Below are 24,879 nucleotides of genomic sequence, written 5' to 3'. Positions count from 1 at the left end.
GAGACTCGCACCGGCTTCGTCGTAAACGCCGGCCCACGCAAAGGTGCGGGTGCGCTGGGCGGTCGAACAATTCCTGCAGCTACTTCTTCAGCGCGCCGGCTTTGGTTTCAAGCAGAGCGTTCGGGAAGGTAGGCTGCTGGATGACCTCGGCGCGGCTACTTACCCTGCAATCCGGTTGTTGGGGGCGCGGTGGGTGTGGCGGTACGGCGGGTCATTTCCTAAATCTAGGCGTCGCGCGTTGGCAATGCATCAGCCTCACCGGGCCGGCTGAGTACCACGTATGCAGGCTGAGGGCGGCTCCTGCTGATAGAAGTAAACCACGCCGCGCCCCCGTACAGATTCGCCGGGTAGGCTTTGTTGGCGCGAGTTAGTCAGGTTTTCTGCGCAGGTTAGTCAGGTTTTCATCCAGCTTATGCTACAGCATGGCCATGCTGGCCGAGTCGGTACCCACGTAGCGCAGCTCCAACACCATTACCCAGAGACCCCACGTGGGTGAGGTAGTAACTCAGTATGCCCCCGCTAATACCGCCCCACCACTACAGCATCCGCTCCTTGTCCTCTGCCAGGGTTGGGTAGCGCACCAGCCCACAGCCCGCATTCCGCCAGCAAGACGGCCCGGTTGCTAAATACTAAGATAACTTATTGAAATATAATGCGTTTGAGAGTTAAATGCCGCTTGCCAGGAGGTAGGGCAACGCCGAGCAGGACGTTTTTTCAGGAGATTTACTGAAAGTAAAAAAGCAGCCTGAACCCAGCTGCTTTTTTACTTTAATCTTAATGGAAGTAGGCTTAGTAGGGACTAGCGAGAAGACTCCACTACCAGCACTTCCCCAATTTTTACGCTGCCATCGGGTTTGCTGTTCCACTCCTGCAATTGGGCGGGCGTAACGTGATACTGCTTGGAAATACTGAAGAGGGTTTCTCCTTTCTGGACCGTGTGGCGGGTCGTCGCTTTCGGCGCGTTGGCGGTAGGCTGCTTGGCTGCCGGGGTAAGGCCAGGCGTTGCTGATGCCACGGTTGCCGACGGTTTTACTGCCGGGTTGGGCTGGGTCACCGCTGGTACCGCTGGTGTAGTGGGGGCCTTGGTGCCAACAAACCCGGAGGCGTGCAGACGGTCAGCGGCAGTTTTGAGAGCTGGATTTTTGGCGGCGCGGGCATCAAACCCTTTAAACTGAGGGCTGCGCAGCAAAGTGTTTAACTCTACCTGCCAGGGCTGCTGCCGCAGGCGCTGGGCCAATTGCTGTTGCTGCTCACGGGGTAGGCTGGCGGTGTAGTGGCTCAGGCGCTGGTTGAGCACCGGAATTTCAACCAGGGCAGCATCAATAAGAGCAACGGCGCGTAGGTCGTTCGGTTCAAAGTAGATGGCCCGTAGCTTTCGAACGCTGGATTGCACCAGGCCTGACATTACGCGGACGGAATCCTCGGAGAGAGTAGGAGCAGGCTCTGCCTGCTGGGCATGAGCGGCGAAGAAGCTACAAGACAAGCCGGCCATGAGCACCAGAGTGCGGGAAAACAAACGCATGGGTACGTAAAACGAACTCGGAAAAAGAATATAGGAGAATAAAGGCTGGCTATTCAGTGGGTTTAAGGACGAGCACATCGCCCGGCTTCACCGAGAAGTCCGGCTTGCTGTTCCACTCCATAATCTGCTTGATGGTGACCTTGTATTTGCGCGAGATGCTGTACATCGTCTCGCCCGGCTGCACAGTATGCCGCACGCTGGTGACTCCAGAGGGGGCCGGCGCAGGGGCTGGGGTGGTAGCGGCTGGCTTGGGTGTGGTTGGGGCAGGCTTGGCGGCCGGCGCGGGGGTAGCCCCGGGAGCTTCCGGCGAGGGGCCGGGGGCCGCCACCCGCAGCACTTGCCCAATCCGCAAGGAAGGGTTCTGGGGCAGATTATTCCAGGTCACGATGTCGGCCGGACGCAGGCCGTAGCGGCGGGCCACGGAATATAGGTTTTCCTTGGGCTGCACCACGTGCTGACCGTTGGCCGGAACTGGTTCCACAGGGGTGCTCACGGGCGTGGGCAGCGTTGGCGGCGCCGGGGGTAGAGAGGCCGGCCGGGGAGCCGGGGCAGGAGCCGAAGCAGCCGGCTTGGCTACGGGTTTCGGGGCCGGCGGGGCGGCGGCTTCCTCGGCCGGAGCTTCCACGGCGGGTTCATCGGCTACAGGTGAGGTGGCCGGCAGGGGCTTGTTAGGAGTAGGCACAGCCGAAACCGGAGCCGGGGTAGGAGCGGCAGGAGCCGGCGGCAGCTCGTTCAGATTTTCGGTGTGCTCGTCGGTGGCACTGTCGGGCTGCACTACGGTGCTGCTTTCCTCCTCGGCATCTTCCAGCACCCGGGAAGAGGTAGCCGTGCGGCCCATATAGGGTTCGGCTTCATCCAGCTTGCGCTTTTTCTCGGGTTGCGCGGGCTGGGAGCTGGGAGCTGGGGAAGCGGAGGCTGGTGCGGCCACTACGGGCGCCGTTACTGGCTTTTCGAAAGCAGCCAGGGCCGTAGCGTTGTTGCTGTCGGCATACTCAACGGGTACGTTTTTGGGGCGGGTGTGCTGCAGCCACAGCACCCGGCCGGGCCGCAGCTCCTCGTTGCGGGGCATGCGGTTTTTGCTCCAGATGGCCTTGGCCCGCACCCCGTACTTCTGCGACACGGTGGCTACGCTTTCCCCGGGGCGGGCCACGTGATACTCCACAGCGGCCTTATCCCGCTTTTTCTGCACGAAGTAGGGCTGGCCGGGTACAATATTGTCGAAGGCAAACAGGTCGTTGTACTGCATGAACTTCTTCATCTTTAGGCCGGCCCGCTTGGCTAAGCTTTCCTTAGTGTCGCCGGGTAGGGCCACCAGCGCCCGCAGGCCGTTTACGCGCACGAAATCGGCGTTTTCCGGGTCGGCGGCAGGCTGGTTGAGGAGCTGGCCGGCGGTGGCGTTCTTCTGCTGCGCGGCCAGGGCCGTGAGCTGCAAGGGGTCGGTGATGGGCACCAGCATGGTGTACACCCGGTCGGTGGGTACGGTAGGAGCCAGCAGCCAGCGGTTATGTCGGGCCAGCTCGTCGGGGCTCTGCTGCAGGGCCTGGGCCATGATGGCCAGGGGCTTGCCCGCCGGGGCCGGAAACTCCTGAAACAGCAGCGGTGGCCGCGTATTCAGCCCAATGGCCGACTCAAAAGCCACTTTATGGGCCAGGAAGGTGAGAATGTAGGGGTGGGTTTGCTCCGAGACTTCCACCTCCGTGGCGTCGGCGTCGGTGGGCAGGGTGTAGGGCTTGGTACCGGTGAGGCCCAGGTTGTAGCTGAGCAGGGTATTGGCCCAGTTCCGCAGCACTTTGTTGTTGCGCAGCAGGTATTGGGCGGCCGCCTTCGAGGAGGCTATAATGTGCTTGCGCTCATCCACGGCGTCGTTCATTACCAGCCCATAATCCGCCGCCGACTCGCGCTTGAACTGCCAGTAACCCACGGCATCGTGAATGCTCTGGGCATCGCCCTGCAGCCCGCTCTCCTGGAGGGCCAGGAAGTGGAAATCCAGGGGTAGGCCTTCCTGCTGAAACACCCGGTCGATGAGGGGGAAGTAAGCATCAGCCAGCACTACGCGGGCCTGAAAAGAAGCCGGATGCCGGCGCAACGCGTCTACTTTTTGCTGGATGGCTGTGCGGCCGCCCGGCGTCAGGCGCAGACGCAGGCCCGCCAGGCTAAGCTCCGCCGGTACCGGAACAGATTGGGCTGCTACCAGGAAGGGAAGCAGTAAAAACAGGAGGAGTACAACTCGTTTCATACACTAGCAGGCAACACCCGGAGCCAGCCAGCTTGCGTTGTTGGCCCCGTCAGTCTACAAAGTAGAGGAAAATTCGGGTGCCGACTGGCCTCTCTGCCGCAAATCCAACAGAATGGCAGAATACTACTTTTGGTCCTGGGCCTTGCGGGCGAGCAGATACGCCGGAGAGAAGGCTGCTGCCCCAGTACACCCTGCACAACAACGCCTTGCCCCCGTAGGGTAGCAAGGCGTTAGAATTCGGCTTACATACCTCCGCCGGGAGGCGGACCAAACCCGCCCGGCCCAGGCCCGAAGCCGCCCGGCCGCTGGCCTCCGGGCCGCTGCCCCTCGCCGGGCAGGGCGTCGCTGCGGCCCGCGCCCCCGAAGCTGCGGATATTATAAGTGAACATCAACATAAAGTAGCGCTGCAGAATGTTGGTTTGAATGTCTTCAGTGTACGCCGCTGTGATGTTGCGCTGAATGCTATTGTTCTGACCCAGCAGGTCGAAGGCAAACAGCTTGACTTCTGCCTGCTGCTTTTGGCCCAGCTTCTTGCCCACCGACGCATTCCAGAGCACGAAATTCTGGTTGTAGCCGGCTGAGAGGCCCGTGTACAGCTGGTGGTTGACATCAGACTGCACCGTGACGCCCTTCACTACAATCCAGTTAAAGCGTAGGCTGGTGTTCTGGCGGAAATACCGGCTGTTGAGCTGCTGGCGCAAGGTGTTGCGCACGTAGCTCTGGCTCGAGTTCGAGGAAAGCGTGAAGTCTAGCTCGGGGCTAATGTTGCTGCTGAGCACGGCGCCCAGCCCCACGTTGGGCGTGCGGCTGTAGTTTAGCTCCCCGAACACCAGACCCGGCGTCTGGGCGTAGGTGGCGTTGGCGTTCAGGTTCAGGTTTGATTTGATGAAGGCCAGCGGCAGGCTGTAGTTCACGAAGGAGCGCAGCGAGTACTGCTGATTCAGGTTGACGGGCCGCGTGAGCTGCCCCCCGGCCGGAATTACTACCCCCCCTTCTACTACGGGCGCCGCGCCGGCGTAAATCGTGTTGTTGGTGATGTAGTTATCCACGTAGGAGCCACCAATCAGGGCAAAGAAGGAGGTAGACTTTTCGGGCACAGCGGAGGAATAGCGCACGAACAGGTTGTGGCGGTTTTCCTGGCGCAGATTGGGGTTGCCAGTGGTCAGCTGCAAGGGGTTAGAGTTGTTGACTACCTCCTGTAACTGGCTGATGCTGGGCGGGTTGGTATTCATGCGGTAGTTTATCCGCAGGTTTTGTTGCTTCGAGAAGTTGTAGCGCAACTGGGCGTTAGGCAGCACGTTCAAGAAAGTCCGGCGGGTAGTGCCAGGGCGCGGAAACTCCTGCTCGCTGCGCAGCTGGGCGCTTTGCAGCGCGGCGCCCACGGCCCACTGGAAATCCTTGGTTTGGAAGCGGTAGGTAACCTCGCCGGTGTTAGTGAGGTAGCGGCTGCGGAACACGTTGCTGAGCGTATCGTTCAGAATGGTGTATTGCTGCTCACCGGGTGAGAAATTGTAGGTTTTCTTGTCCGAGTCGTTGGGCGTGTACGACACGTTGTAGCTCAGTTGCAGAATGCTGTTCTGGCCCAGCGGCTCGGTGTAGTTGACGTTGCCCGTCCAGGCCCAGCCGGTTTGCTCCAGTACCGAGAACTGATTAAGGGTAGTGGTGCGCAAGGTGTCCTGGCGCAGAAAGGAGGTGTTCGAAAGCAGATTGTTGTCGCCGTCCTTGTTGTTGTAGCTCGTGTTCAGGCCCAGCGAAAAAGTGCGGCCGCGGCGCTGGAAGCGGTGCCGGTACAGCAGCTGGTTTGTAGCCGTCAGCCCGGTCAGGGCCGAGCGGTAGTTGCTGTTGTTGGTGCCCTGGTCGAGGCCGGCCTCGTTGCTGGTTACCTCGTAGGTGCGGCCATCCAGCAGGCTGGTACCCGTGTTGCGCTGCACCGAAAGGCTGGGCCGCCACAGCAGGGAGTTCAGCGAGTCGAACTTGTGGTCGAGGCGCAGGTTGAAGCGGTTGTTGATGTTGCGGCTGCTGGCCAGGGAGTTTTCGTTGTAGCGCAAATCCTGGCTCTGGCCGGTGGGGGCCACGTAGCGGCGCAGCAGGTTGGTGCGGCTGGTATTGTCGCTGAGGTTGAAGAAGTAGCTGCCCTGCACATCGGTTTTGGTGCCCCAGGTATCGGAGTAGTTCAGGCCCAGGGCGTGGGTTTTTGAGATGCCGCCCTGCTGGCTGACCAGGAAGTCGCCGGCGTTATTGCCGCCGCCTTGCCCGCCCTGGCCGCCGCCCACGCGCCCACCGCCCTGGCCCCGTTGGCCCTGGCCGCCCCCACCGCCCTGCCGCGAGGAGCCTACTACCCCCAGCAAATCCTCGGTGCCGAAGTTTTGCTCGTTCACGTTGTTGCTCTGGGCCACCACGGAGAGGCGCTGCTTGCCCTTGAACTGGTTGAGGTTGCCGCTTACCCGGTACCGGTCGTCCTGGGGGCCGTAGCCGGCCAGCACCCGCCCAAACGTACCGTTGCGGAAGCTGGGCTTAGTGACGATGTTGATGGTTTTCTGCTGGTTGCCGTCGTCGAAGCCCGTAAACTGGGCCTGGTCCGAGGACCGGTCATACACCTGAATCTTGTCGATGACCTCGGCCGGAATGTTTTTGAGCACGGCGTCGGGGTCATTTCCGAAAAACTCCTTGCCATCTACCAGCACCCGCTGCACCTGCTCGCCCTGGGCCTGCACCCGGCCTGAACTGGGGTCTACGGTTACGCCCGGCATTTTGGTAATCAGGTCCTGGGCGTTGGCGTCGGGGTTGGTTTTGTAGGAGCCAGCGTTGAACTGGGCCGTGTCGCCCTTTTGCACGGCGGCGGCGGCCCGGCCAACCACCTCCACCCCTTTCAGGGCAATGCCCCCGCCAGCCTGTAGGGCCAGCGTACCCAGGGCCAGGGGCTGACCGCCTACCTCCACCGTGCGGCGCAGGTTCTGGTAGCCCAGAAAGGAAACCGTCAGGACGTAGCGGCCCGGGGCTACGCCCGGCACCGCGAAGGAGCCATCGGCTTCCACGGCGGCCCCGCGCCGGGTAGAGTCCGGAATTTGGGTGAGCAGCACGTTGGCCCCAATCAGCGGCGACTGGTCTTTGCCATCCACTACCCGGCCGCTGACGGTAGTAGTTTGCGCCTGCGCGGCTTGGCTAAGAGCCAGTACGAAGAGAAGCAGCAGGAGTAGGAAACGTCTTGGCATCGGGCAGAGGAGTTAGTCACTAGCCGGGATAGACGTAGCTTTTCCCCCGATGTTTAATACCGAGTCAATTTATTTTAAAGCTCAACCTCGTTGCTCAAGCCCGAAGGTATTGTACGCCTGGTAAAACCATTTCCACAACTACCTTCCGCACTCCTGTCAGCAGTGCAGGTTGACGCCTGAGGCGGGCCTGCTTGCGGCCGACTACTGCTGGATGAGGAGTAGCGCTCTACGGCAGCTCGCAAGACTCTACTTCGTGGGAGCGTGAGGAGGTAGTAAATTGGCTGAAAGACGGTGCTGCAGAGCGGGCGCAGTGTTTCTTCCCGAATCGTTCGGGAAACACTGCACCCTTAGCACGCGGGCTTCTTACCCTGCGTCGACCTTCGGTTCGGCCCCGCCCCGCATGACGGCCTCTGCTTATACATCCTGGCTGTTCACCCCTGCGGCTTCCTTCTTGCGCACCAGCAGCAGCCCGTCGCGCAAGGGCAGAAACACATTTTCCACCCGCTCATCAGCCTGCACTTTATCGTTGAAGGCACGCACGGCGTGAGTGTCCTTGTCAGCAAGTTTTACGGGGTAGGAGTCCACTACCTTGCCGCCCCACAATACGTTGTCAATGAGTAGGAACCCGCCGGGCCGCACCTGGGGCAGCACCAGCTCGTAGTAAGTGTCGTTGTTGATTTTGTCGGCGTCGATGAACACCAGGTCCCAGGTTTCGGCAAGGGTAGGCAGCAGCTGGCGAGCATCGCCGATGTGCAGCTGAATCTGCGCTTCCCGGCCGGCTTCGCGCACGTAACGCCGGATACGGGCCTCCAGCTCCGGGTTCTGCTCCACTGTATGCAGCACCCCGTCGGGCGCCAGCCCCTCGGCCAGGCATAAGGCCGAGTAGCCCGTGAATGCACCCAACTCCAGGATGCGCCGGGGCCGCACCATGTGGCTGATCATGCTCAGCAGCCGTCCTTGCGCGTGGCCCGAGAGCATGCGCGCGTGTAGCAACTGCACGTGGGTTTCACGGTTGAGTCGTGCCAGCAACGGGCTCTCAGCAGTGGTGTGGCGGTCGGCGTAGAGTTGGGCTTCGTCGGCGGAGTACATGGAGTAAAGGTAAAACGGTCTTTCCCGGCAGCGCCGAGAAGCAGGGCGCCAGTTGCGCAACAGCCTGACTCAGTACCGACTTGTGATTCCGGACAACATGAGGAATTGGGGCTTACCGGGAGAGGGTACCGCAGACTCCTCACGTCGTTCGAGATGACAAATCATCGGAAAGGCACAAGTCGGAATTTCCAAACCAGGAAACCAGATTTCCCGGGCTCGTAAGTGGCGTGCGTAACCTGGTAGAGGCCTTCGTAACGGTAGCCGCTGCCGGTTTCGGTGGGCACTTTACGAAATACGCGCACGGGCTGGCCGCTTTCCAGGCTGCGGCGCAGCATCAGGTTGCGGCCACTCATTTCCTGGTTGGTTACCTGCTTGCCCGTGCGCGGGTCGCGCCCCCCGCTACCGGAGTAGATGATGTCTTCCTCGCGGAAATCATCGTCTTCGTACTGGTCGGCCAGGATAACAGAGTCGGCGCCCTCCAGTTCACTACCACTCACGCCCGCCCGGGTAGGCCGGTGCAGCCCCGCGCGGCTCAGCTCCAACCGATTAGCCAGCACGTCGCCGGGGCGGTAGTAGCTAATGTGGCCGAAGATGGGCATGAGGTAGGGCGTGAGGGTAGGAGGGTATGGGTGGGAGGGCAAGGGAGAGGCTGCACAGGGCAGAGTACCTCACGCCTTCTTAGTCTTCTACCTTCATACCCTTACCAAACTATTCCGGCACGTACTGCAAAACGCTCAGATTGTCCTCGTGCAGAATGTCGTTGGCGAGTTCCAGCAGCTGGGAAGAAGTGATGCGCCGCACCTGGTCGAAGATTTCGTTGATGCTTTCAACGCGGCCCAGGTCGAGGGTGCTTTTGCCCAGCAGCTGCATGAGGCCGCCGTTGCTTTCCTCGGCCATGGCCAGCTGGCCCATGAGCTGCTCCTTGGACGTGTGCAGTTGGGAAGTGCCCAGGGCTTGCTCGCGCAGGCGCTTGAGCTCCTTCTGCACCAGGGAAATCGTGCGGTTGACCTGCTTTTTCTCCGTGCCGAAGTAGATGCCAAACAGGCCCGTATCGGTGTAGGGCGAGTACGTCGCGTCGATGGTATACACGAGGCCGTACTTCTCGCGCACGGCCAGGTTGAGGCGCGAGTTCATGCCGGGGCCACCCAACAGGTTGCTCAACAGGAAAAATGGAATCCGCCGCTCGTCGTGCAGGGCGTAAGCGGGGCCACCGATGAGGCAATGAGCCTGCGTAATAGGCTTGCGCTCCACGCGCTCCAGGCGGCGGTAGTCGGTAAACGGCACCCGCGGCCGCTCGCCCAGCTGGGCCGGAATAGGCCCCAGAAACTTGTCGGCCAGGCGCTTTACTTCCTTGAAGGGGAGGTTGCTCACGGAGCTGAACACCAGCCGGTCGGTGCGCACGTTATCCTGCAGAAACTGCCGGAAGTCGGCCTGTTGAAACCCCGAAACACTCTCGCGGGTGCCCAGGATGTTGTGGCCCAGCGTGTGGCGGGCAAACACCACGTCGTCGAAGTCGTCGATGATGGCGTCCTCGGGGGCATCGTGGTACATGGCCATTTCCTCCAGAATCACGCCGCGCTCCTTTTCAATTTCCTTCTCCGGAAACACCGAGTGAAACGTCAGGTCGGTGAGCAGCTCGAAGGCCCGCTCGAAGTGAGTGCTCAGCAGGGAGGCGTAGAAGCAGATTTTTTCCTTGGTGGTATAGGCATTCAGCTCGCCGCCTACGGTTTCGAGGCGGTTAAGGATGTGGAAGCTCTTGCGCTTCTCCGTGCCTTTGAAAGCCATGTGCTCCCAGAAGTGCGCCAGGCCCAACTGGTGGGGCTTCTCGTCGCGGGAGCCAATGTCGAGCAGGAAGCCGCAGTGCGCAATTTTGGTGTGCAATACTTGTTTATGCAGAACCCGGATGCCATTAGGCAACTCGTACAGGTCGTAATCAGACATTTAGGTAGGATCTTGGGGTCGTAGGATCTTGGGGTTGTAGGTAACAGTCAAGCCCCAGCCTGGCCCTGTATAACCACGCAAGCGCGCAGCTGGTTGCAAAGGTACAGCAAGAGAGGGTATGAGGGCGCGAGGGTAGGGGGCTTAGGAGTTGGTAGGAGGAGCGTAATCAAGCAGAACAGCTTTTATCAAACTGACTTCCTCACCTCCTAAGCCTCTGCCCTCATACCCTGTACGCCTCCGCCTCCGCCAGGGCAGCCAGTAGTTGCTGGGTTTCGATGCCGTGGGCGCAACGGAAGTGGCCGAGAGGGCACTGGCGGTAGCCGTGCAGGCCGCAGGGCTGGCAGGCCAGCTTTTCCTCAATCTGCACAATTCTAGAAAACGGACTGAGCGGCCCGAACCCGAAGTAAGGCACCGTGGAGCAGTACACGGCGCACACCGGCGCGCCCACCGCCGAACACAAATGCATGGGGGCCGAGTCGTTGACGTAGTTGAGGGTAGCCCCGCGCATGAGAGCCGCCGAGGCCAGCAGGGAAAGTTTGCCGGCCAGGTTAATTACCCCCAGCCGGGTAGTGGCCGCCCGGAGTTGCTCGCAGCCTTCCACGTCGGGCGGACCCCCGAGCAAGAACACGGTGTACTGGGGCGGTAGCGCGGCCAGCAGCTTTAGCCACTGCTCCTCGGGGAACTGCTTGGTAAACCACACGGAGGTAGGCGCAATGCAGAGGTAGGGCTTTCCGCCGGCCAGGGCCGCGGCTTCCGCTGCGGCGGCCTCATCGGCGGGGGTGGGGTAGAGGCGGGGCGGCACTACCGGGCCCGCGTAGGCCGGGTCCAGCAGGTGCAGGTTGCGCGACACCTCGTGCACACCCGGGCCAATAATGTGCGGAAAGGCCTTCGTGAACCGGAAGGCGAACGGGTTCTTGTCGAAGCCTATCCGCTCCCGGGCGCCCGAAAACGCCGTCAGGAAACCCGTAGAAGCAAAGCGCTGCAGCGTCAGCACCCGGCCGTAATCAGCCCGCCGAATCTGCTGGAGCAGGCGCCATAGCCCGCGGTACTTGTCCTTTTTCTTGTCCCAGATCAGTACCTGCCGCACGTGGGGGTGGCTTTTGAGCAGCCCTTCGTTGCCCTTGCGCACCAGAAAATCAATAGGGGTGCCGGGCTCCGTGCGGTGCAAATGCTCCAATAGCGCCGTGGCCAGAATCACGTCGCCAATGAAAGCGGTTTGGATGAGCAGGACGGCAGAACGGGAGGTAGGCTCGGGCATAGTGCAATAGCAGGCCACAAAGATACCGCTAAGCCGCAGGTTCACCATCCTTTTGTCTTATTACTCGGTGAGGAAGCCTACGCACCTTCCTAACGGCCAGTGTCGCAGTGCCGACGGGTGAAAAGAAGAGTGTGGGCGTCCCGGACCCGGGCCAGTCCTGGTCTGGAGCCAAAGCCGCCTGCTTCTGCCTAACTTGCCCCGGCCGCTTTGGCGGCTTCCCTTGGTTTCCGTTTGTGCCACCTTACCCGTTTTTCGCTTATGCGCTACGGCTCTATTTCGCCCGATCTGTTCGTTGAGAACCGCCGCCGCTTCACCCAGCAGCTGCCGCCCGCGTCCTTGGCCATCTTCCACTCCAACGACATCATGCCGACCAACGCCGACGGCACGATGCCTTTCCGCCAGAACAACGACCTGTTCTACCTCTCCGGCGTGGATCAGGAGGAAAGCATCCTGGTGCTCTTCCCCGATGCCGTGCTGCCCCAGCACCGTGAAATCCTGTTCCTGAAGGAAACCTCAGAGCACATTCTGGTCTGGGAGGGGTATAAGCTGACCAAGGAGCAGGCCCGCGAGCAAACTGGCGTGCGGACCATCCTGTGGCTCGATTCCTTCAAGACGGTGCTGCCGGCCCTAATGAACGAGGCCGAAAATGTGTTTCTTAACGCCAACGAGCACATTCGCTCGGTGGTGGAAGTCGAAACCCGCGACGCCCGCTTCATTAAGTGGATCAAGGAAGCCTACCCGCTGCATACCTACCGCCGCGCCGCCCCTATCCTGCACCACCTGCGCGCCATCAAGAGCGAGGAGGAAATCCGGCTCATGCGCCGCGCCTGTGACATCACCGAAAAAGCGTTCCGCCGCCTGCTGGGCTTTGTGAAGCCGGGCGTGATGGAGTACGAGATTGAGGCCGAAATCTTCCACGAGTTTTTGCGCAATGCCTCCCGCGGCCCCGCCTACGGCTCCATCATTGCCAGCGGCGCCAACGCCTGCATCCTGCACTACGTCTCGAACGACCGGCCCTGCCAGGACGGCGACGTGCTGCTGCTGGATTTCGGGGCCGAGTACGCCAACTACGCCGCCGACCTTTCGCGCTCCATCCCCGTGAATGGTACCTTCACCAAGCGCCAGCGCGCCGTGTACGAGGCTGTGCTACGCGTGATGAAATTTGCTACCTCCCAGTTAGTCGCCGGGAACAACATTGAGGAGTACCACGCCGCTGTGGGCCGCACTATGGAGCAGGAACTCATTCAGCTGGATTTGCTTAACGAGTCCGACGTTAAACACCAGGACCCGGCTGCCCCCCTCTATAAGAAGTACTTCATGCACGGCACCAGCCACTACCTCGGCCTCGACGTGCACGATGTGGGTGCCAAGTACCGCGTATTTGAGCCGGGCATGGTATACACCTGCGAGCCGGGTATCTACATTCGGGAAGAAGGCCTGGGTATCCGCCTCGAAAATGACATCCTCATTACCAAGTCTGGCAACGAGGACCTGATGAAAAATATTCCGCTGGAGGCCGAGGACATCGAACGGTTGATGCGAAGCTAAAGCAGCCTAAGATTCCGCTGCCAGATCCTATTCAGTGGCCGATAGAAGGCGCCTCTACCTAGGGGTGTCTTCTTTTTTTTAAATTTATTTAATTGATCTTATCGGAGAAAAAATTTCCTTGCTGGGATATGAGTGCAATACACTTGTATATCGGTTGGCTAGAATATAATTGGTTGAATATGTAGTGGTTGAGCTTGATTAAATGCCATATAAAATGGGTTTTTGCTAACTCAGAGGCAACATAATTCCCAGGATGGGGGTATAGGCGGATAGTCTGAATGGGCTCCCGCCGGCTGGTGGCGGCGCCCGCCTGTGCAATTCTTCCACCTAATTTTGCCTCCATGAGACACCTTTTAGCAACTTCTACGGCCTTGGGTCTGTCGCTTTTGGCGGCGGCCCCGCGGGCCCACGCCCAGACGGCCGACCGCAAGACGGCCATCGGCATCAACGTAAGTGCCATGCAGTACAAGGGCAACTTCGGCTCCGACTACTGGAAGTGGAGCGAAAACAAGTACGCTCCTGGCATCACCATCAGCCGCTACCTTACTTCTGGTCTGGATCTGCAGCTGAGCGGCAATTACGTGGAGTTCAAGAAAAATGCCCCGGCTGGAGCGCCCTACTTCGGCAGCAACTTCGCCACCAACGTGGTGAACGTGAACCTGGGCCTGAAATTCAAGCTCCTCAAGGAAGATGCGTTTTTCCGCCCCTACCTGCTAGCCGCCCCGGGCTGGACTTACACCAGCCGCGAAGGCACCATCTTCCGCAACAACCAAACCATCAACACGGACCAGGACAAAAGCTACTTCGATCTGTTCGGGGCTGCTGGGCTGGACTTCCGCCTGGGCGAGGCAGTACACCTGTTTGTGCAAACCGGCCAGCACATTCCCCTGAACGCCAATATTGACGGGGATCCTACCCGCGACGACAACAAGTGGGACGATAAGTTCCTGCAGCACACCGTGGGCCTGAACATTGCCCTGGGCAAAGCCAAGGACACCGACAACGACGGCGTCTCTGACCGCAAAGACAAGTGCCCGGATACCCCCGCTGGCGTGGCCGTGGATGAAAACGGCTGCCCCCTCGACGGCGACAAGGACGGAGTACCGGATTACCAGGATCAGTGCCCAACGGAGGCTGGCACGGCGGCTATGCAGGGCTGCCCCGACCGGGACAACGACGGCGTAGCCGATAAAGACGACCAGTGCCCTGACCAGGCCGGCCTGCCCGCTCTGCGTGGCTGCCCCGATGCCGATGGTGACGGCGTGGCTGACCAGAACGACAAGTGCCCCGGCACGCCCGCTGGTACCCAAGTAGACGCCAACGGCTGCCCGCTGGTGGTGGATGCCGACGGTGACGGTGTACCGGATAGCGCCGATAAGTGCCCCGACACTCCCCGCGGTGCCCGCGTAGATGCCAACGGCTGCCCCATGGAAATTGATCCGGGTGTGCGGAAGCTGGAGCAACCCGTACGCTTCGAAACCAACAGCACCGTCATTAAACGCACTTCGTACGGTACGCTGGACAAGATGGTGAAAGCTCTCAATGACCACCCCGAATACAGCCTGCGCGTAATCGGCCACGCTGACTCGCGCGGTACCGACGAGTACAACCAGGGGCTCTCAGAGCGCCGGGCTGGCTCGGTGAAGCGCTACTTCACCGGCAAGCGCGTTGACCCGGCCCGCATCGTGACGGAAGGCCGTGGTGAGTCGGAGCCAGCTGCTCCTAACACCTCGTCTAAGAATATGTCGCAGAACCGTCGGGTAGAGTTCAAGTTTGAGTTCTTCATCCCGAATGCTCCCCAGCCGTAAGGCCGCGGAGTAGCTAAGAAAAGGCGGCGCACCACTTGGGGCGTCGCCTTTTTTTACGCCGTGTGCTACCCCGCGCACCCGACGCCGACCCCGGCCGTTGGAACGGCTGACCCCAAGCGCCGTAGAACCTACCATTCCTCCTTATTTCACCTATATGAAACTTCGTCACCTCTCTTTCCTGCTGGCCGTAGTACTCGCAGTGCTGGCTGGCTGCCGCGCCAGCGGCCCAGGCAAACCTGCCCGCACCGTTGCCGAGTTTTTTAATAAATATGAAAACCGCCCGGGCTTTAAAGCCACCGACTGGAATGCTGGCCTGACTACCCGCTTTCTGTTGGGGCGCATTGCCAAGATTGGGGGTGATAACGACGTCAGTCAGGCCCTGACGGCCATTCGGAGCGCCAAAATCATCACCTTCGCGCCTACTACCGGTAGCGCGCGCGACTTGGTAGCCGAGGGGCTGGACCGGGAAGTAGAAGGGCTGCTGGCCAATGAACGCTACACTCCCCTACCCATTAGCGCCTCCGCCGACAACCCCAACCAGCTGCGTTACTCCGTGCGCGAGCAGGGCGGCCGGGTATCGGAATTTGTAGCCGTAGGCAAGCAGGAGTCCGCCGATTCCTTTGTACTGGTTTCCGTGGCGGGCAACTTCACCCGGGAGCAGGTAAGCCAGCTGGCTAAAGTTCTTCCTAACGTAGTAGGGGAGGCCACCCGGTAATTTCTGCTACCTCAAGCAACAAAAAGGCTACTTCACCCACGTGAAGTAGCCTTTTTGTTGCTTGAGGTAGTTGGTATAGACTGGCAGCTGGCCGAAGGCTAGTTGAACTCCACAACGTTGAGAAAGTACACGTCCCGGTTGCTGCCCTTGACCGGGCTTATGTGCTGGTAGCCCGCGGCCAGGAAGCGGCTGCCGTACCAGGGAATAAGTTCCTCCTGTTGCGTGCTGGTCGTTTTCTCGGTGGTGCTGTTGTTGGTGGTCTGAATCTTTACCTGCCAGTCGTTGGGAGTGGGGGTAGCCTCATCTATTATTTTGTAGAATAAGTCATCTTCCTTAAGGTAGGCCATGGCCAGCCGCCGCCCATCAGGGAGGGGCCGGACCCGCACGGATTCCTGCAAGAGCGTTTGCTCTACCTCCTTCATCAGGAAGGAGTTATCCCAGAGCAGATTGCCCCGCCGATCAAAGCCGCAGATGAGGGCGTGCGTGGTGCGGTATCCCTCCGAGCGGCGCAAGTGGTTGCTGTTGTAGTAGCGGGCCAGCGGCGACAAGGTACCGTACCCATAGTTGTAAAGCCCGCCCAAGTTGTTGGAAGTGGAGTTGTTGAAGCGGGGGTAGTACACTTCGGCTACTAACACGTACCCCTCGCGGATGGGCAGCATGTCGTGCATGAGCAAGCGGTAGCGGTGGCGGTACTGGCGGTCGGTGGCCCGCAGCCGCTCGCTGCGCTGGCGCATGCGGGCCAGGCGGGCGGGCTTCATGAAGTCAAAGAAGTGCTTCAGGTTCAGAAAATCGTAGTAGCGCAGGGAGCGGCGCTGCCCGGTGGCCGTCACCCCGGCGTTCAGGTCAGCGGCAAACAAGCCCTGGGAGTAGCGCGAGTCGCGCAGGGTGTAGGTGCCAGCCAGCAGGCGGGCGGCGCTGTCGCCGGGGCTAAGCTGTGCTTCCAGCAGGCCCCGCTCGCTGCCGGCCTGCACGAACTCGGAGTGGAGCAGTTGGCCGCTGTCGGAGAGCTGCTTGAGCTGTAGCCGCGACTTAAACCCATTCGTTTCGCTTAAAATCAGCTCCGCCCGCTTGGTAACCGAATCGGCCAGGAAGGTGAAGGTAGCGGGCAGCGGCTCATACACGGAGGGCAGAAAGCGAAATGTAGCCTTCTTCAAATCGAGCAGCAGAATGGTCAGGTGCATATCGGCCTCCACCGTCACGAACAGGTTGCCGTCCAGGGCCTTCATGTCGTGCACTTCTTGGGTGCGCTTGGTTTTGAACTCACCCGTGCCCAGTTCGCCCGTACGGCTATCAAAGGCCGCGACCCACAGAACCCCGGGCGCATTTCCCTGAAACAAGGCGTACACATCAGTGCCCTCGGCGCAGATTTCGCGGAAGGTATAGCCTCGCGGTACGGGCACGGGCACCGTCTGGCCGGGTTGCAGCTTGTAGTTGAGCTTCTGAAAAGTATATTCGGTTTTGCTCGAAAGAACGGGGTCTTTCTCGATCAGCAGCACCACGCTGCTGTCTTCCTGCAAGGGCTGCACCAGCACGTCGCTGGAGTAGCTTTCCAGGGGTAGCTCCAGGCGGTAGGGCTGGCTGGGTTGAATGGGGGGCTTAGGGGGCAGCTTTGAGGATTGAGCCACCGCTCCGGACAGGTGGAGTAGCAGGCCAACAAGCAGGTACAGGTGTCGCATAACAACGGCCTAAAAGGGTGGGAGCACGGGGTAAGTAAGATACAGCGAAAGAGCCGTAACACCTAGCTGAGCCAGAGGTTGCTACGGCTTTATTTCGCGGGGGACTGCAAACAACGCTGCCCCCGCTGCGGGGCAACGAGGGCAGTACCAGGGCTGTAAGGCAAAACGCTAGCTTCCTAGTTCCAGCAGTACATCAAACTCCTCGGCTTGCAGCGGCATCACTGAGAGACGAGACTGGCGCAGCAGCCCAATTTGGGTCAGGCGGGCGTCCTGCTTGATCTGAGCCAGGGATACAGGGCGGGCCAGAGGCTGCTGGGGCCGCAGGTGCACGGCCACCCACCCGCTGCCGGCTTCGGCTGTGGCATCGGGGGCGGCAGGGGCGGCCACGGTAGCAATACCCACTACCTGCTTGTCCGTAACGCTGTGGTAATAGAGCACCAGGTCGCCGGGCTGCATCTGCTGCAAAAAGTTGCGGGCCTGGAAATTGCGCACACCAGTCCAGTCGGTGCCATTGTCGCGGGTGAAGTCGGCCCAGGAGTAGGCCGCGGGTTCCGATTTAACAAGCCAGTAGTTCAAGGGGTGAACTGGTGAAGTAGTGAGATGATGAGTTTTCCCGCTCCGGTAACGCCGGGAAAGTTGGTGGCAAAACAAAAACATAAAAGTGGAAAGCCCGCATGGGACGAGCCCACTCGTTGAGGAATGGGTATCGTCCCATGCGGGCTTTCCAGTACGAGGCAGCTGTGGTTTAGCTTCAGCTAATGATAAGCGCACAAGGGGGTAGAAGCCGCCGGAACAGAAACGTGCCGGTTCAGTTTCCCGCTATTTCACCTCTTCCACCCGGCGCACTTTCAGCACGTCGTTTTCCAGCGACACAATTTCAAGGGTATAGTCCGGGTCTTTCCGATCATCAAGGGTAATGCGTACGCTGTGGTCAGTGGGGGAGGTCCAGCGGCCTTTGCGGCCCTCAATGCCGTCGGTAGGGGCAATGTCGTACTGGATGAAGAGGCCATTGTGGTCGAAGGCAAAGCCCGTGCGCCCGCGGGAGGGGGGGAAAGCGTACGTGTTGGGGCGGTACACGCGCACGTCGCCCTGGTCTTCCTCGTGGGCGTGCAGCCAGGTACGTTCCAGCTGCCGGAGCTGGCTGCTGGTTTTAGGGTCATTTTTGCAGGTAGCGGCCAGTAGCAGCACACTTAATGAGCACAGGAGAGCAAGCAGGCGCATAACAAACAGTTTGAGGAAGAGAAATCGGAACATGAAGCCGGCAGCCGTTTCCGCCTGGCTTGCGTACCAGAACAGACCCCAGCCCGCCCGCTTCCCGCTCCGAATGTAGTGAATCGGGGCGGGGATTGATGATTTCACTCCGGCTAGCTGAATGCCTCGCCCACCCGTTACCTTTGCCCCTCATGGACAACCGCGCCCTTATCCGAGCCTTCCGCCTCGCCGCCCAGCTCCTGGAGCTGCACGAGGAAAATCCTTTCAAAATCCGGGCCTACGAGGGCACCGTCAATGCCCTGGAGCAGCTGAGTGTGCCCGTGGCCGATATTGAGCGCCACGGCCTGCCCGACCGCACCGGTCTGAGCAAGACGGCCGCGGCCAAGGTGGCGGAAATGCTGGATACCGGCTCGTTTGAGGAGCTGACGCGCCTGCTGAGCATCACCCCGCCCGGAGTGGTGGAACTGCTCAACGTGAAAGGCATTGGCCCCAAGAAAATCCGGACGCTGTGGAAGGAGTTGGGAATTGAAAGCCCCGAGCAGCTGCGGCAGGCCGCCGAAAACGACGAAGTCAGCAAGCTGAAAGGCTTCGGCAAGAAAACCCAGGAGTCGATTCTGGCTGCCCTGGAGTTTACCAGCCAAAGCCGGGGCAAGCTGCTCTACCCCCAGGCCGAGGAACTGGCCGAAGATCTGGCCCGTCGCGTGCGGGAAGTGCCCGGCGTGGAGCAGGCCGCCGTGGCCGGCGAAGTGCGCCGCCGCCTCGAAACCGTGGAAACGGTGCTGCTGGTGGTGGCTACCCGCCAGCCGGCGCGGGTGCACGAGCAGCTCGATCAGCTGGAAGGCATTACTCCTGATGTGCGCCGTAGCGGCCCCTTTGCCTGGCGCGGCACGGCCACTACCTCGGGCGTGAAGGTGGAGCTTGTGCTGACTTCTCCGGCTGACTACATCAACCAGTTGCTGCTGCACTCGGCCGCCGAGGCCCACCTCAGCGAAACCCTGACCGAGGCCCCTCGCCCTGGCCAGCCTGCTACCCTGCGCCACTGGCTGAAGCGGGAGCGGTTTTCCTCCGAGCAGGATCTGTACCAGCGCGCCGGCCTGCAATACGTGGAGCCCGAGTTGCGCGAAGGCCTCGGTGAGCTAACTCAGGCCCGGGAAAACCGGCTGCCTCACCTGCTGGAAGACCAGGACTTGCGTGGCTCCCTGCACAACCACAGTACCTATTCCGATGGTAGCCACAGCCTGCGCGAAATGGCTACCTTCCTGCGCGACCAGGGCTACCAGTACCTCGGCATCTGCGACCATTCCCAGGCCGCGCACTACGCCAATGGCCTCTCGCCGGAGCGCGTGCGCCAGCAGCAGCGCGAAATCGACGAGCTGAATCAGGAACTGGCCCCGTTCCGCATCTTCAAGGGTATTGAGTCGGATATTCTCTCCGACGGCTCGCTCGACTACCCCGCGCCGGTGCTGGAAACCTTTGATTTCGTGGTGGCCTCGGTGCACTCCAACCTGAAAATGGATGAGCGCAAGGCTACCAGCCGGGTGCTGCGCGCTATCGAAAACCCCTATACCACCATGCTGGGGCACCCCACCGGCCGCCTGCTGCTGCGCCGTGAAGGCTACCCCCTCGACCACAAGGCGGTAATCGATGCCTGCGCCCAGTACAACGTCATCATCGAAATCAACGCTAACCCCTGGCGCCTCGACCTGGACTGGCGCTGGGTACGCTATGCTCTGGACCGGGGCGTGCAACTCAGCATTAACCCCGACGCCCACCACACCAACGGCTACGCCGATATGCGCTACGGCGTACTGATGGGACGCAAAGGGGGGCTGACCAAGGATATGACGTTTAATGCTAAATCGGCGGAGGAGGTAGCCGCCTACTTTGCCCAGCGCAAAGCCGGCATTACGCCCGCGCTGGAGTTCAAAGATTCGCTGTTTGGATAAGCAGTTGCCAGCCGCCGGTTTGCCAGTTGCCAGGGGGAACCATGCCCCGGGTGAGCTGGCAACCGGTAACTAGCAACCGGCCACTTACTTGTATGAAAATTCTGGTGCTGCGTTTTTCCTCTATCGGGGATATTGTGCTGACTACTCCCGTAGTACGCTGCCTAAAGCTGCAGGTACCGGGGGCGCAGGTGCATTTTGCCACCAAGCCGGGCTTCCGCAGCTTTCTGGAGCCCAACCCTTACATCGACAAGGTGCACTGCCTCACCGGCTCCCTGCGCGAGTTGGTGGCGGAGCTGAAAGCCGAGCAGTTTGATTTCGTGGTAGACCTGCATAACAACTTGCGCACAACGCTGCTCAAGGCCCAGCTCGGGGTCCGGTCGGCCTCTTTCGACAAGCTGAACTGGCGCAAGTGGCTGCTCGTCAACCTGAAAGTGAATACGCTGCCTCGTGTGCATATTGTGGACCGGTACTTGGCAGCGGCGGCTCCGCTAGGCGTTAGAAACGACGGCCAGGGCCTCGACTACTTTATTCCGGCCCAGGATGAGGTTATGCTCAGTGCGGCCCTGCCCCCGGCGTTTCAGAGCGGCTACGTGGCCTTTGCCATTGGGGCTCAGCACGCTACCAAGCGCCTGCCCGTGGAGCGTATTATTGAGCTGTGCGGTCTGCTGCGTCAGCCCGTGGTGCTGCTAGGCGGCCCCGAAGACGAAAGCAACGGCCACGTTATTGAGCTGGCGTTTGATAGTCAGACCGCTACCTCCCCGCCCGCGCCCGGCCGCATTCCGGAAAGTCCGTATTACTTTCCTGCCCGCCCCGCCCCGGAGCCGGCCCAAACCCTGATTTACAACGCCTGCGGCAAGTTCAACCTGAACCAGTCGGCCTCGCTGGTGCGGCAGGCGCGCTTTGTGGTCAGCCACGACACCGGGCTGATGCACATTGCGGCGGCGTTTGGCAAGGAGATATTCAGCGTATGGGGCAATACTGTGCCGGAATTTGGGATGTATCCCTACCGCACCGAGTTCCGGGTATTGGAGGTGCCGGGCCTGCCCTGCCGGCCGTGCTCCAAGATTGGCTACGCCAAGTGCCCCCAGGGCCACTTCCGGTGCATGCGCGACATTGCGTTTAACCTGGACCTGCCACCCGCCCCGGACGGACGTTAAAATTCAATTTCAAGGAAAGAGAAGAATGTATGAAGTTGCCGCCAGACCTAGTATACTTGTAAGCTGATTGGTCAGGCAGTATCTTAAAATCATCCATTTTCTTCTTTTCAGTCTATGCGAATTTTTACCCTTCGGGTGCTGATGGTGCTCTGCGTATCCGTGCTGGTAACGGCCTGCGGACCCAGCATTTATATGGCGCAGGATTTCCGTGCCTATGCTCCCAAGCACAAAACGGTAGCCATCCTGCCGGCGGCAGTTACCATGCAGCTGCGTCCAAATCAAATGAAGAACACCACGCCGGCTCAGCTGCAGGACATGGAGCAGAAAAGCGGTACCGACTTCCAAGAAAAAATCTATTCCTGGCTGCTGCGCCGCAAAACCCAGCGCGGCTATACCGTTGACTTTCAGGATGTGATGCAAACCAATGCCAAGCTGCGCGAAAGTGGTATTCCCTACGCCGAGCTGCGCAGCCACTCCCCGCAGGAGCTGGCCAAGGTGCTGGGCGTAGACGCCGTGCTGACTACGAGCGTGCGCACCACCAAGCCCATGAGCGACGGGGCCGCTGTAGCCGTAGGCCTGCTGGTAGGTGCCTGGGGTGCTACTAACCAAGCCAACATTACCGTGAACATCAACGAAGGCGAAGCTGGCAAGCTGCTCTGGAAATACGATTACGTAGCCTCGGGCTCGGTATTCAGCTCCACCGAAAACATCGTGGACCTGCTGATGCGCAACGCTTCCAAGAAATTTCCTTATACCCCCAAGAACTAAGCAGCTCTGCCTGACCGCCGCTGTTACCGCAAAGCCGCTTCTGCCGTACTCCGGCAGGAGCGGCTTTTTTGTTGATTAAGGCCCGTCCGGGCGGCGGGGAAGAGCAGTATACCAACGGCCATCGGTACTGCCTGGCACGGGACTGGTGGCCGCAAGACAGCTATCCGCAGCCCATAACCGTATGCTATGGCTGAGTTACTTGTTTATGTCCTTGCGCTATGCTACCTGAATCATCTGCCGCCGTCGTTGTCAGAGTGGGGCCCGAAGCCCTGCTGGCCGAAATTCAGGCGGGCCTCCATACGTACGTAGCCGATGAGCCGGTTACTGCCGGCGGACAGGACCGGGGCCCTACACCCTATGACCTGCTGCTCTCGGCGCTGGGTGCCTGCACGGCTATAACCCTACGGCTCTACGCAACCCAGAAGAACTGGCCGTTGGAAGGGATAGAAGTGCGGTTGCACCATCAGCGCGTCCACCGCCTCGACTGCGACCAGTGTGAGCAGCCCGGCCAAATGCTGGAGGAAGTTCGGAAGGAGCTGCGCCTGCTGGGCCCGCTAACCCCCGAACAGCGCCAGCGCCTGAAGCTTATTTCCGAGAAGTGCCCTGTGCAGAAAACCCTGACCAGCGGTGCCCTGCGTATTCTGACTACGGTGGTAGAATAGACTATTGCCGGCGCCTGTGTATCTTCCCTGCATGGCTCTTTGCTCCCACCTCCAGGCGGTTGACACTATTCTGCCCGCCCCCGCCGAACACATCTGCCCCGAATGCGTAGCGCTGGGCGACACCTGGGTGCACCTGCGCGTGTGCCAGACCTGCGGCCACGTCGGCTGTTGCGACTCCTCCAAAAACAAACACGCTACCCGCCACTTTCACGCTACCCAGCACCCTGTGGTTACTTCCGCTGAGCCCGGCGAGCAATGGGCTTGGTGCTACCTGGATCAGGCAGTAGCTGAGTATTAGTTTTTAGTTTGGCAGAAACGTACTTGTAAAGAGCTTTGCTTTTCTTAAAAAGAAACGGCCTGCCCCAGTTTTTACCGGGGCAGGCCGTTGTAGCGAAACATGCGCTACTTTTTAACCAATCTTACTGAAGCCGCAGTAGCTATGCAGCACCTCCGGCAAGTGAATGCCATCTTCCTGCTGGTTGTTTTCGAGTAGGGCAGCCACGATGCGGGGCAGTGCCAGCGCTGAACCGTTGAGCGTATGCAGCAGTTGGGTTTTGCCGTTCTCGGCGCGGTAGCGCAGCTTCAGGCGGTTGGCTTGGTAGGTTTCGAAGTTCGAGCACGAGGATACTTCCAGCCAGCGCCCCTGCGCCGCCGACCATACTTCCAGGTCGTAGGTGAGGGCCGAGGTGAAGCCCATGTCGCCGCCGCAGAGGCGCAGCACGCGGTAGGGGAGCTGTAGCTTCTGGAGCAGCCCTTCAATGTGAGCCAGCATTTCCTCCAGCTGCGTGTAGCTCTGCTCCGGGTGGGCAATCTGCACGATTTCCACTTTGTCGAACTGGTGCAGGCGGTTGAGGCCCCGCACATCGGCACCCCAGGAGCCAGCCTCGCGGCGGAAGCAAGGCGTGTAGCCCGCATTACGGATAGGTAGTTGATCAGTAGCGACAATTTCGTCGCGGTAGAGGTTGGTGATGGGCACCTCGGCCGTTGGGATAAGGTAAAGGTTGTCCTGGGCGTCGTGGTACATCTGGCCTTCCTTGTCGGGGAGTTGACCGGTGCCGTAGCCTGAAGCTTCGTTTACCAGTACCGGGGGCTGTATCTCGGTGTAGCCGGCGTCGCGGGCCTCATCAAGGAAGAAGTTGATGAGGGCGCGCTGCAAACGGGCGCCCTGCTTTTTGTATACCGGAAAGCCCGCCCCAGTAATCTTGACGCCCAGATCGAAGTCAATGATATCGTACTTTTTAATCAGCTCCCAGTGGGGTTGGGCGTTTGCCGGTAGGGTAGGCTGCTGGCCCACCTCGCGTACCACTTCGTTATCTTGGGCGGAGCGGCCTTCGGGCACGCTGCTGTGGGGCAGGTTGGGCAGCTTGTAGAGCGTTTGCAGCAAGGCGTCTTCCACTTGGCTCAACTCCTCCGCGTGTACCTTGGTTTGCTGCTTCAACTCGGCAGTGCGCAGCTTCAGGGTTTCGGCTCCGGCTTTGTCGCCACTTTTCATCAGGCCGCCAATCTGCCGGGCCAGTTCATTGGCCTCGGCCTGGGCCGAGTCGTGGGCAGTTTGCAGGTCCTTGCGGCGCTGATCGAGTGCCAGAATGGCCTGCACGTCGGCTTCGGCGGTTTTATAATGTTTTTTGGCCAGACCGGCCAGCACCGCATCGGTGTGCTCTCTCAGGACAGAAACTTGCAGCATAACGGCAGAAAACGCAGAATGGAATAAGACAAAAGTAAACGGCTTATTTAATAGATGCCGACCCAAACTGAAAAATCCGGTCCGAAGATCAAATCTGCCTTGCCTCACCTGCGCTTCGCTACAGGATAATTTTCGGCAGACGGAATGATAAGTTCCCAGAGAAAGTTAGAAGGTAATAGGCTGGCAGGGTGCATCCTTTTCGCTAGATGGCCCGTATTCTAGCCTAGCTGCAAAATCTTTCTTCTGATTTGGCAGTTCCGGCACATTACGCTAACATTGCAAGTAGTAGCCGGTGTTGGCCGCTGGGTTTGTCGGGTATTCTGTCCCACACCTGGCCCCCACGTTTATTCTGCGTCACCTGGCCCACCCACGGTTTTTACCCCTCGCTTCTTTCTCGCGTTTGGCCCCGCGTTGCGGTTGCCCATTGTGTCCGGAAGGCCCTGTG

Annotated in this window: 19 protein-coding genes; 8 read left to right on the top strand and 11 right to left on the bottom strand. The window is 60.2% G+C overall.

Features of this window, described 5'->3' with window-relative positions; all coding sequences use genetic code 11:
• Positions 1 to 799: 799 nt before the first annotated feature.
• The 7 genes from K3G63_RS10710 to K3G63_RS10680 form a co-directional block, all read right to left on the bottom strand.
• Positions 800 to 1,522, bottom strand: a complete 723-nt coding sequence (locus K3G63_RS10710; protein ID WP_220614124.1) for a LysM domain-containing protein — start codon at positions 1,520 to 1,522, stop codon at positions 800 to 802.
• Between the two features lie 49 nt (positions 1,523 to 1,571).
• Positions 1,572 to 3,758, bottom strand: coding sequence for a lytic transglycosylase domain-containing protein (locus tag K3G63_RS10705; protein ID WP_220614123.1), 2,187 nt, complete (start codon positions 3,756 to 3,758; stop codon positions 1,572 to 1,574).
• Positions 3,759 to 4,000: 242 nt separating this feature from the next.
• Entirely contained in the window at positions 4,001 to 6,970 is a 2,970-nt protein-coding gene (locus K3G63_RS10700; protein ID WP_220614122.1) for a TonB-dependent receptor, read from the bottom strand.
• Positions 6,971 to 7,384: 414 nt separating this feature from the next.
• On the bottom strand, positions 7,385 to 8,059 hold the full coding sequence (locus tag K3G63_RS10695; RefSeq protein WP_220614121.1) for an O-methyltransferase: 675 nt from the start codon (positions 8,057 to 8,059) through the stop codon (positions 7,385 to 7,387).
• Between the two features lie 161 nt (positions 8,060 to 8,220).
• The gene (locus tag K3G63_RS10690) at positions 8,221 to 8,700 is read right to left on the bottom strand and encodes a YDG/SRA domain-containing protein (protein WP_259404412.1); all 480 of its coding nucleotides are present in this window, start codon (positions 8,698 to 8,700) and stop codon (positions 8,221 to 8,223) included.
• 67 nt (positions 8,701 to 8,767) lie between these two features.
• Positions 8,768 to 10,000: a pitrilysin family protein gene (locus K3G63_RS10685; RefSeq protein WP_220614120.1), complete on the bottom strand. Its 1,233-nt coding sequence runs from the start codon at positions 9,998 to 10,000 to the stop codon at positions 8,768 to 8,770.
• Between the two features lie 220 nt (positions 10,001 to 10,220).
• Entirely contained in the window at positions 10,221 to 11,258 is a 1,038-nt protein-coding gene (locus K3G63_RS10680) for a glycosyltransferase family 9 protein (protein ID WP_220614119.1), read from the bottom strand.
• Positions 11,259 to 11,516: 258 nt separating this feature from the next.
• On the opposite strand from K3G63_RS10680, the gene K3G63_RS10675 reads away from it, so the two are divergent.
• The 3 genes from K3G63_RS10675 (at position 11,517) to K3G63_RS10665 (ending at position 15,329) form a co-directional block, all read left to right on the top strand.
• Positions 11,517 to 12,806 (top strand): aminopeptidase P N-terminal domain-containing protein, encoded by a 1,290-nt coding sequence (locus K3G63_RS10675; RefSeq protein WP_220614118.1) that lies wholly within the window; start codon positions 11,517 to 11,519, stop codon positions 12,804 to 12,806.
• 341 nt (positions 12,807 to 13,147) lie between these two features.
• The gene (locus K3G63_RS23050; RefSeq protein ID WP_220614117.1) at positions 13,148 to 14,614 is read left to right on the top strand and encodes an OmpA family protein; all 1,467 of its coding nucleotides are present in this window, start codon (positions 13,148 to 13,150) and stop codon (positions 14,612 to 14,614) included.
• A gap of 154 nt (positions 14,615 to 14,768) precedes the next feature.
• On the top strand, positions 14,769 to 15,329 hold the full coding sequence (locus K3G63_RS10665) for a DUF4252 domain-containing protein (RefSeq protein WP_220614116.1): 561 nt from the start codon (positions 14,769 to 14,771) through the stop codon (positions 15,327 to 15,329).
• Between the two features lie 98 nt (positions 15,330 to 15,427).
• Here the strand turns inward: K3G63_RS10665 and K3G63_RS10660 are convergent, their stop codons facing one another.
• The 3 genes from K3G63_RS10660 to K3G63_RS10650 all read right to left on the bottom strand — a co-directional run bounded on the left by K3G63_RS10660 (position 15,428) and on the right by K3G63_RS10650 (position 18,226).
• On the bottom strand, positions 15,428 to 17,005 hold the full coding sequence (locus K3G63_RS10660; protein ID WP_220614115.1) for a hypothetical protein: 1,578 nt from the start codon (positions 17,003 to 17,005) through the stop codon (positions 15,428 to 15,430).
• A 168-nt stretch (positions 17,006 to 17,173) separates the two neighbouring features.
• Positions 17,174 to 17,581: an EVE domain-containing protein gene (locus K3G63_RS10655; protein ID WP_220614114.1), complete on the bottom strand. Its 408-nt coding sequence runs from the start codon at positions 17,579 to 17,581 to the stop codon at positions 17,174 to 17,176.
• A gap of 243 nt (positions 17,582 to 17,824) precedes the next feature.
• Positions 17,825 to 18,226 (bottom strand): hypothetical protein, encoded by a 402-nt coding sequence (locus tag K3G63_RS10650; RefSeq protein WP_220614113.1) that lies wholly within the window; start codon positions 18,224 to 18,226, stop codon positions 17,825 to 17,827.
• Positions 18,227 to 18,408: 182 nt separating this feature from the next.
• Between K3G63_RS10650 and polX the strand changes: the two genes are divergently transcribed.
• The 5 genes from polX (at position 18,409) to K3G63_RS10625 (ending at position 23,048) form a co-directional block, all read left to right on the top strand.
• Complete coding sequence (gene polX / locus K3G63_RS10645) at positions 18,409 to 20,163, top strand: DNA polymerase/3'-5' exonuclease PolX (RefSeq protein WP_220614112.1); 1,755 nt, start codon at positions 18,409 to 18,411, stop codon at positions 20,161 to 20,163.
• Between the two features lie 92 nt (positions 20,164 to 20,255).
• The gene (locus K3G63_RS10640; RefSeq protein WP_220614111.1) at positions 20,256 to 21,320 is read left to right on the top strand and encodes a glycosyltransferase family 9 protein; all 1,065 of its coding nucleotides are present in this window, start codon (positions 20,256 to 20,258) and stop codon (positions 21,318 to 21,320) included.
• A gap of 114 nt (positions 21,321 to 21,434) precedes the next feature.
• A complete protein-coding gene (locus K3G63_RS10635) occupies positions 21,435 to 22,088 on the top strand; it encodes a hypothetical protein (RefSeq protein WP_220614110.1) in 654 nt (217 codons plus the stop codon).
• A 218-nt stretch (positions 22,089 to 22,306) separates the two neighbouring features.
• Entirely contained in the window at positions 22,307 to 22,750 is a 444-nt protein-coding gene (locus K3G63_RS10630) for an OsmC family protein (protein ID WP_220614109.1), read from the top strand.
• A 31-nt stretch (positions 22,751 to 22,781) separates the two neighbouring features.
• Entirely contained in the window at positions 22,782 to 23,048 is a 267-nt protein-coding gene (locus K3G63_RS10625) for a UBP-type zinc finger domain-containing protein (protein WP_220614108.1), read from the top strand.
• A gap of 111 nt (positions 23,049 to 23,159) precedes the next feature.
• Here the strand turns inward: K3G63_RS10625 and serS are convergent, their stop codons facing one another.
• On the bottom strand, positions 23,160 to 24,434 hold the full coding sequence (gene serS / locus K3G63_RS10620) for a serine--tRNA ligase (RefSeq protein WP_220614107.1): 1,275 nt from the start codon (positions 24,432 to 24,434) through the stop codon (positions 23,160 to 23,162).
• Positions 24,435 to 24,879: the final 445 nt, after the last annotated feature.

This window comes from Hymenobacter sp. HSC-4F20, from assembly GCF_019599275.1.
Taxonomy (GTDB): Bacteria; Bacteroidota; Bacteroidia; order Cytophagales; family Hymenobacteraceae; genus Hymenobacter.
This window is presented reverse-complemented; position numbering and strand designations above follow the sequence as displayed.

Excerpts from the sequence above, each read along its gene's own strand:
- K3G63_RS10630 (WP_220614109.1), top strand. The coding sequence starts at position 22,307 with ATGCTACCTGAATCATCTGCCGCCGTCGTTGTCAGAGTGGGGCCCGAA.
- K3G63_RS10700 (WP_220614122.1), bottom strand. The coding sequence starts at position 6,970 with ATGCCAAGACGTTTCCTACTCCTGCTGCTTCTCTTCGTACTGGCTCTT.
- K3G63_RS10660 (WP_220614115.1), bottom strand. The coding sequence starts at position 17,005 with ATGCGACACCTGTACCTGCTTGTTGGCCTGCTACTCCACCTGTCCGGA.
- K3G63_RS23050 (WP_220614117.1), top strand. The coding sequence starts at position 13,148 with ATGAGACACCTTTTAGCAACTTCTACGGCCTTGGGTCTGTCGCTTTTG.
- K3G63_RS10665 (WP_220614116.1), top strand. The coding sequence starts at position 14,769 with ATGAAACTTCGTCACCTCTCTTTCCTGCTGGCCGTAGTACTCGCAGTG.
- K3G63_RS10640 (WP_220614111.1), top strand. The coding sequence starts at position 20,256 with ATGAAAATTCTGGTGCTGCGTTTTTCCTCTATCGGGGATATTGTGCTG.
- K3G63_RS10685 (WP_220614120.1), bottom strand. The coding sequence starts at position 10,000 with ATGTCTGATTACGACCTGTACGAGTTGCCTAATGGCATCCGGGTTCTG.
- polX (WP_220614112.1), top strand. The coding sequence starts at position 18,409 with ATGGACAACCGCGCCCTTATCCGAGCCTTCCGCCTCGCCGCCCAGCTC.
- K3G63_RS10710 (WP_220614124.1), bottom strand. The coding sequence starts at position 1,522 with ATGCGTTTGTTTTCCCGCACTCTGGTGCTCATGGCCGGCTTGTCTTGT.
- K3G63_RS10675 (WP_220614118.1), top strand. The coding sequence starts at position 11,517 with ATGCGCTACGGCTCTATTTCGCCCGATCTGTTCGTTGAGAACCGCCGC.
- K3G63_RS10695 (WP_220614121.1), bottom strand. The coding sequence starts at position 8,059 with ATGTACTCCGCCGACGAAGCCCAACTCTACGCCGACCGCCACACCACT.
- K3G63_RS10635 (WP_220614110.1), top strand. The coding sequence starts at position 21,435 with ATGCGAATTTTTACCCTTCGGGTGCTGATGGTGCTCTGCGTATCCGTG.
- K3G63_RS10650 (WP_220614113.1), bottom strand. The coding sequence starts at position 18,226 with ATGCGCCTGCTTGCTCTCCTGTGCTCATTAAGTGTGCTGCTACTGGCC.
- K3G63_RS10705 (WP_220614123.1), bottom strand. The coding sequence starts at position 3,758 with ATGAAACGAGTTGTACTCCTCCTGTTTTTACTGCTTCCCTTCCTGGTA.
- K3G63_RS10680 (WP_220614119.1), bottom strand. The coding sequence starts at position 11,258 with ATGCCCGAGCCTACCTCCCGTTCTGCCGTCCTGCTCATCCAAACCGCT.
- K3G63_RS10625 (WP_220614108.1), top strand. The coding sequence starts at position 22,782 with ATGGCTCTTTGCTCCCACCTCCAGGCGGTTGACACTATTCTGCCCGCC.
- serS (WP_220614107.1), bottom strand. The coding sequence starts at position 24,434 with ATGCTGCAAGTTTCTGTCCTGAGAGAGCACACCGATGCGGTGCTGGCC.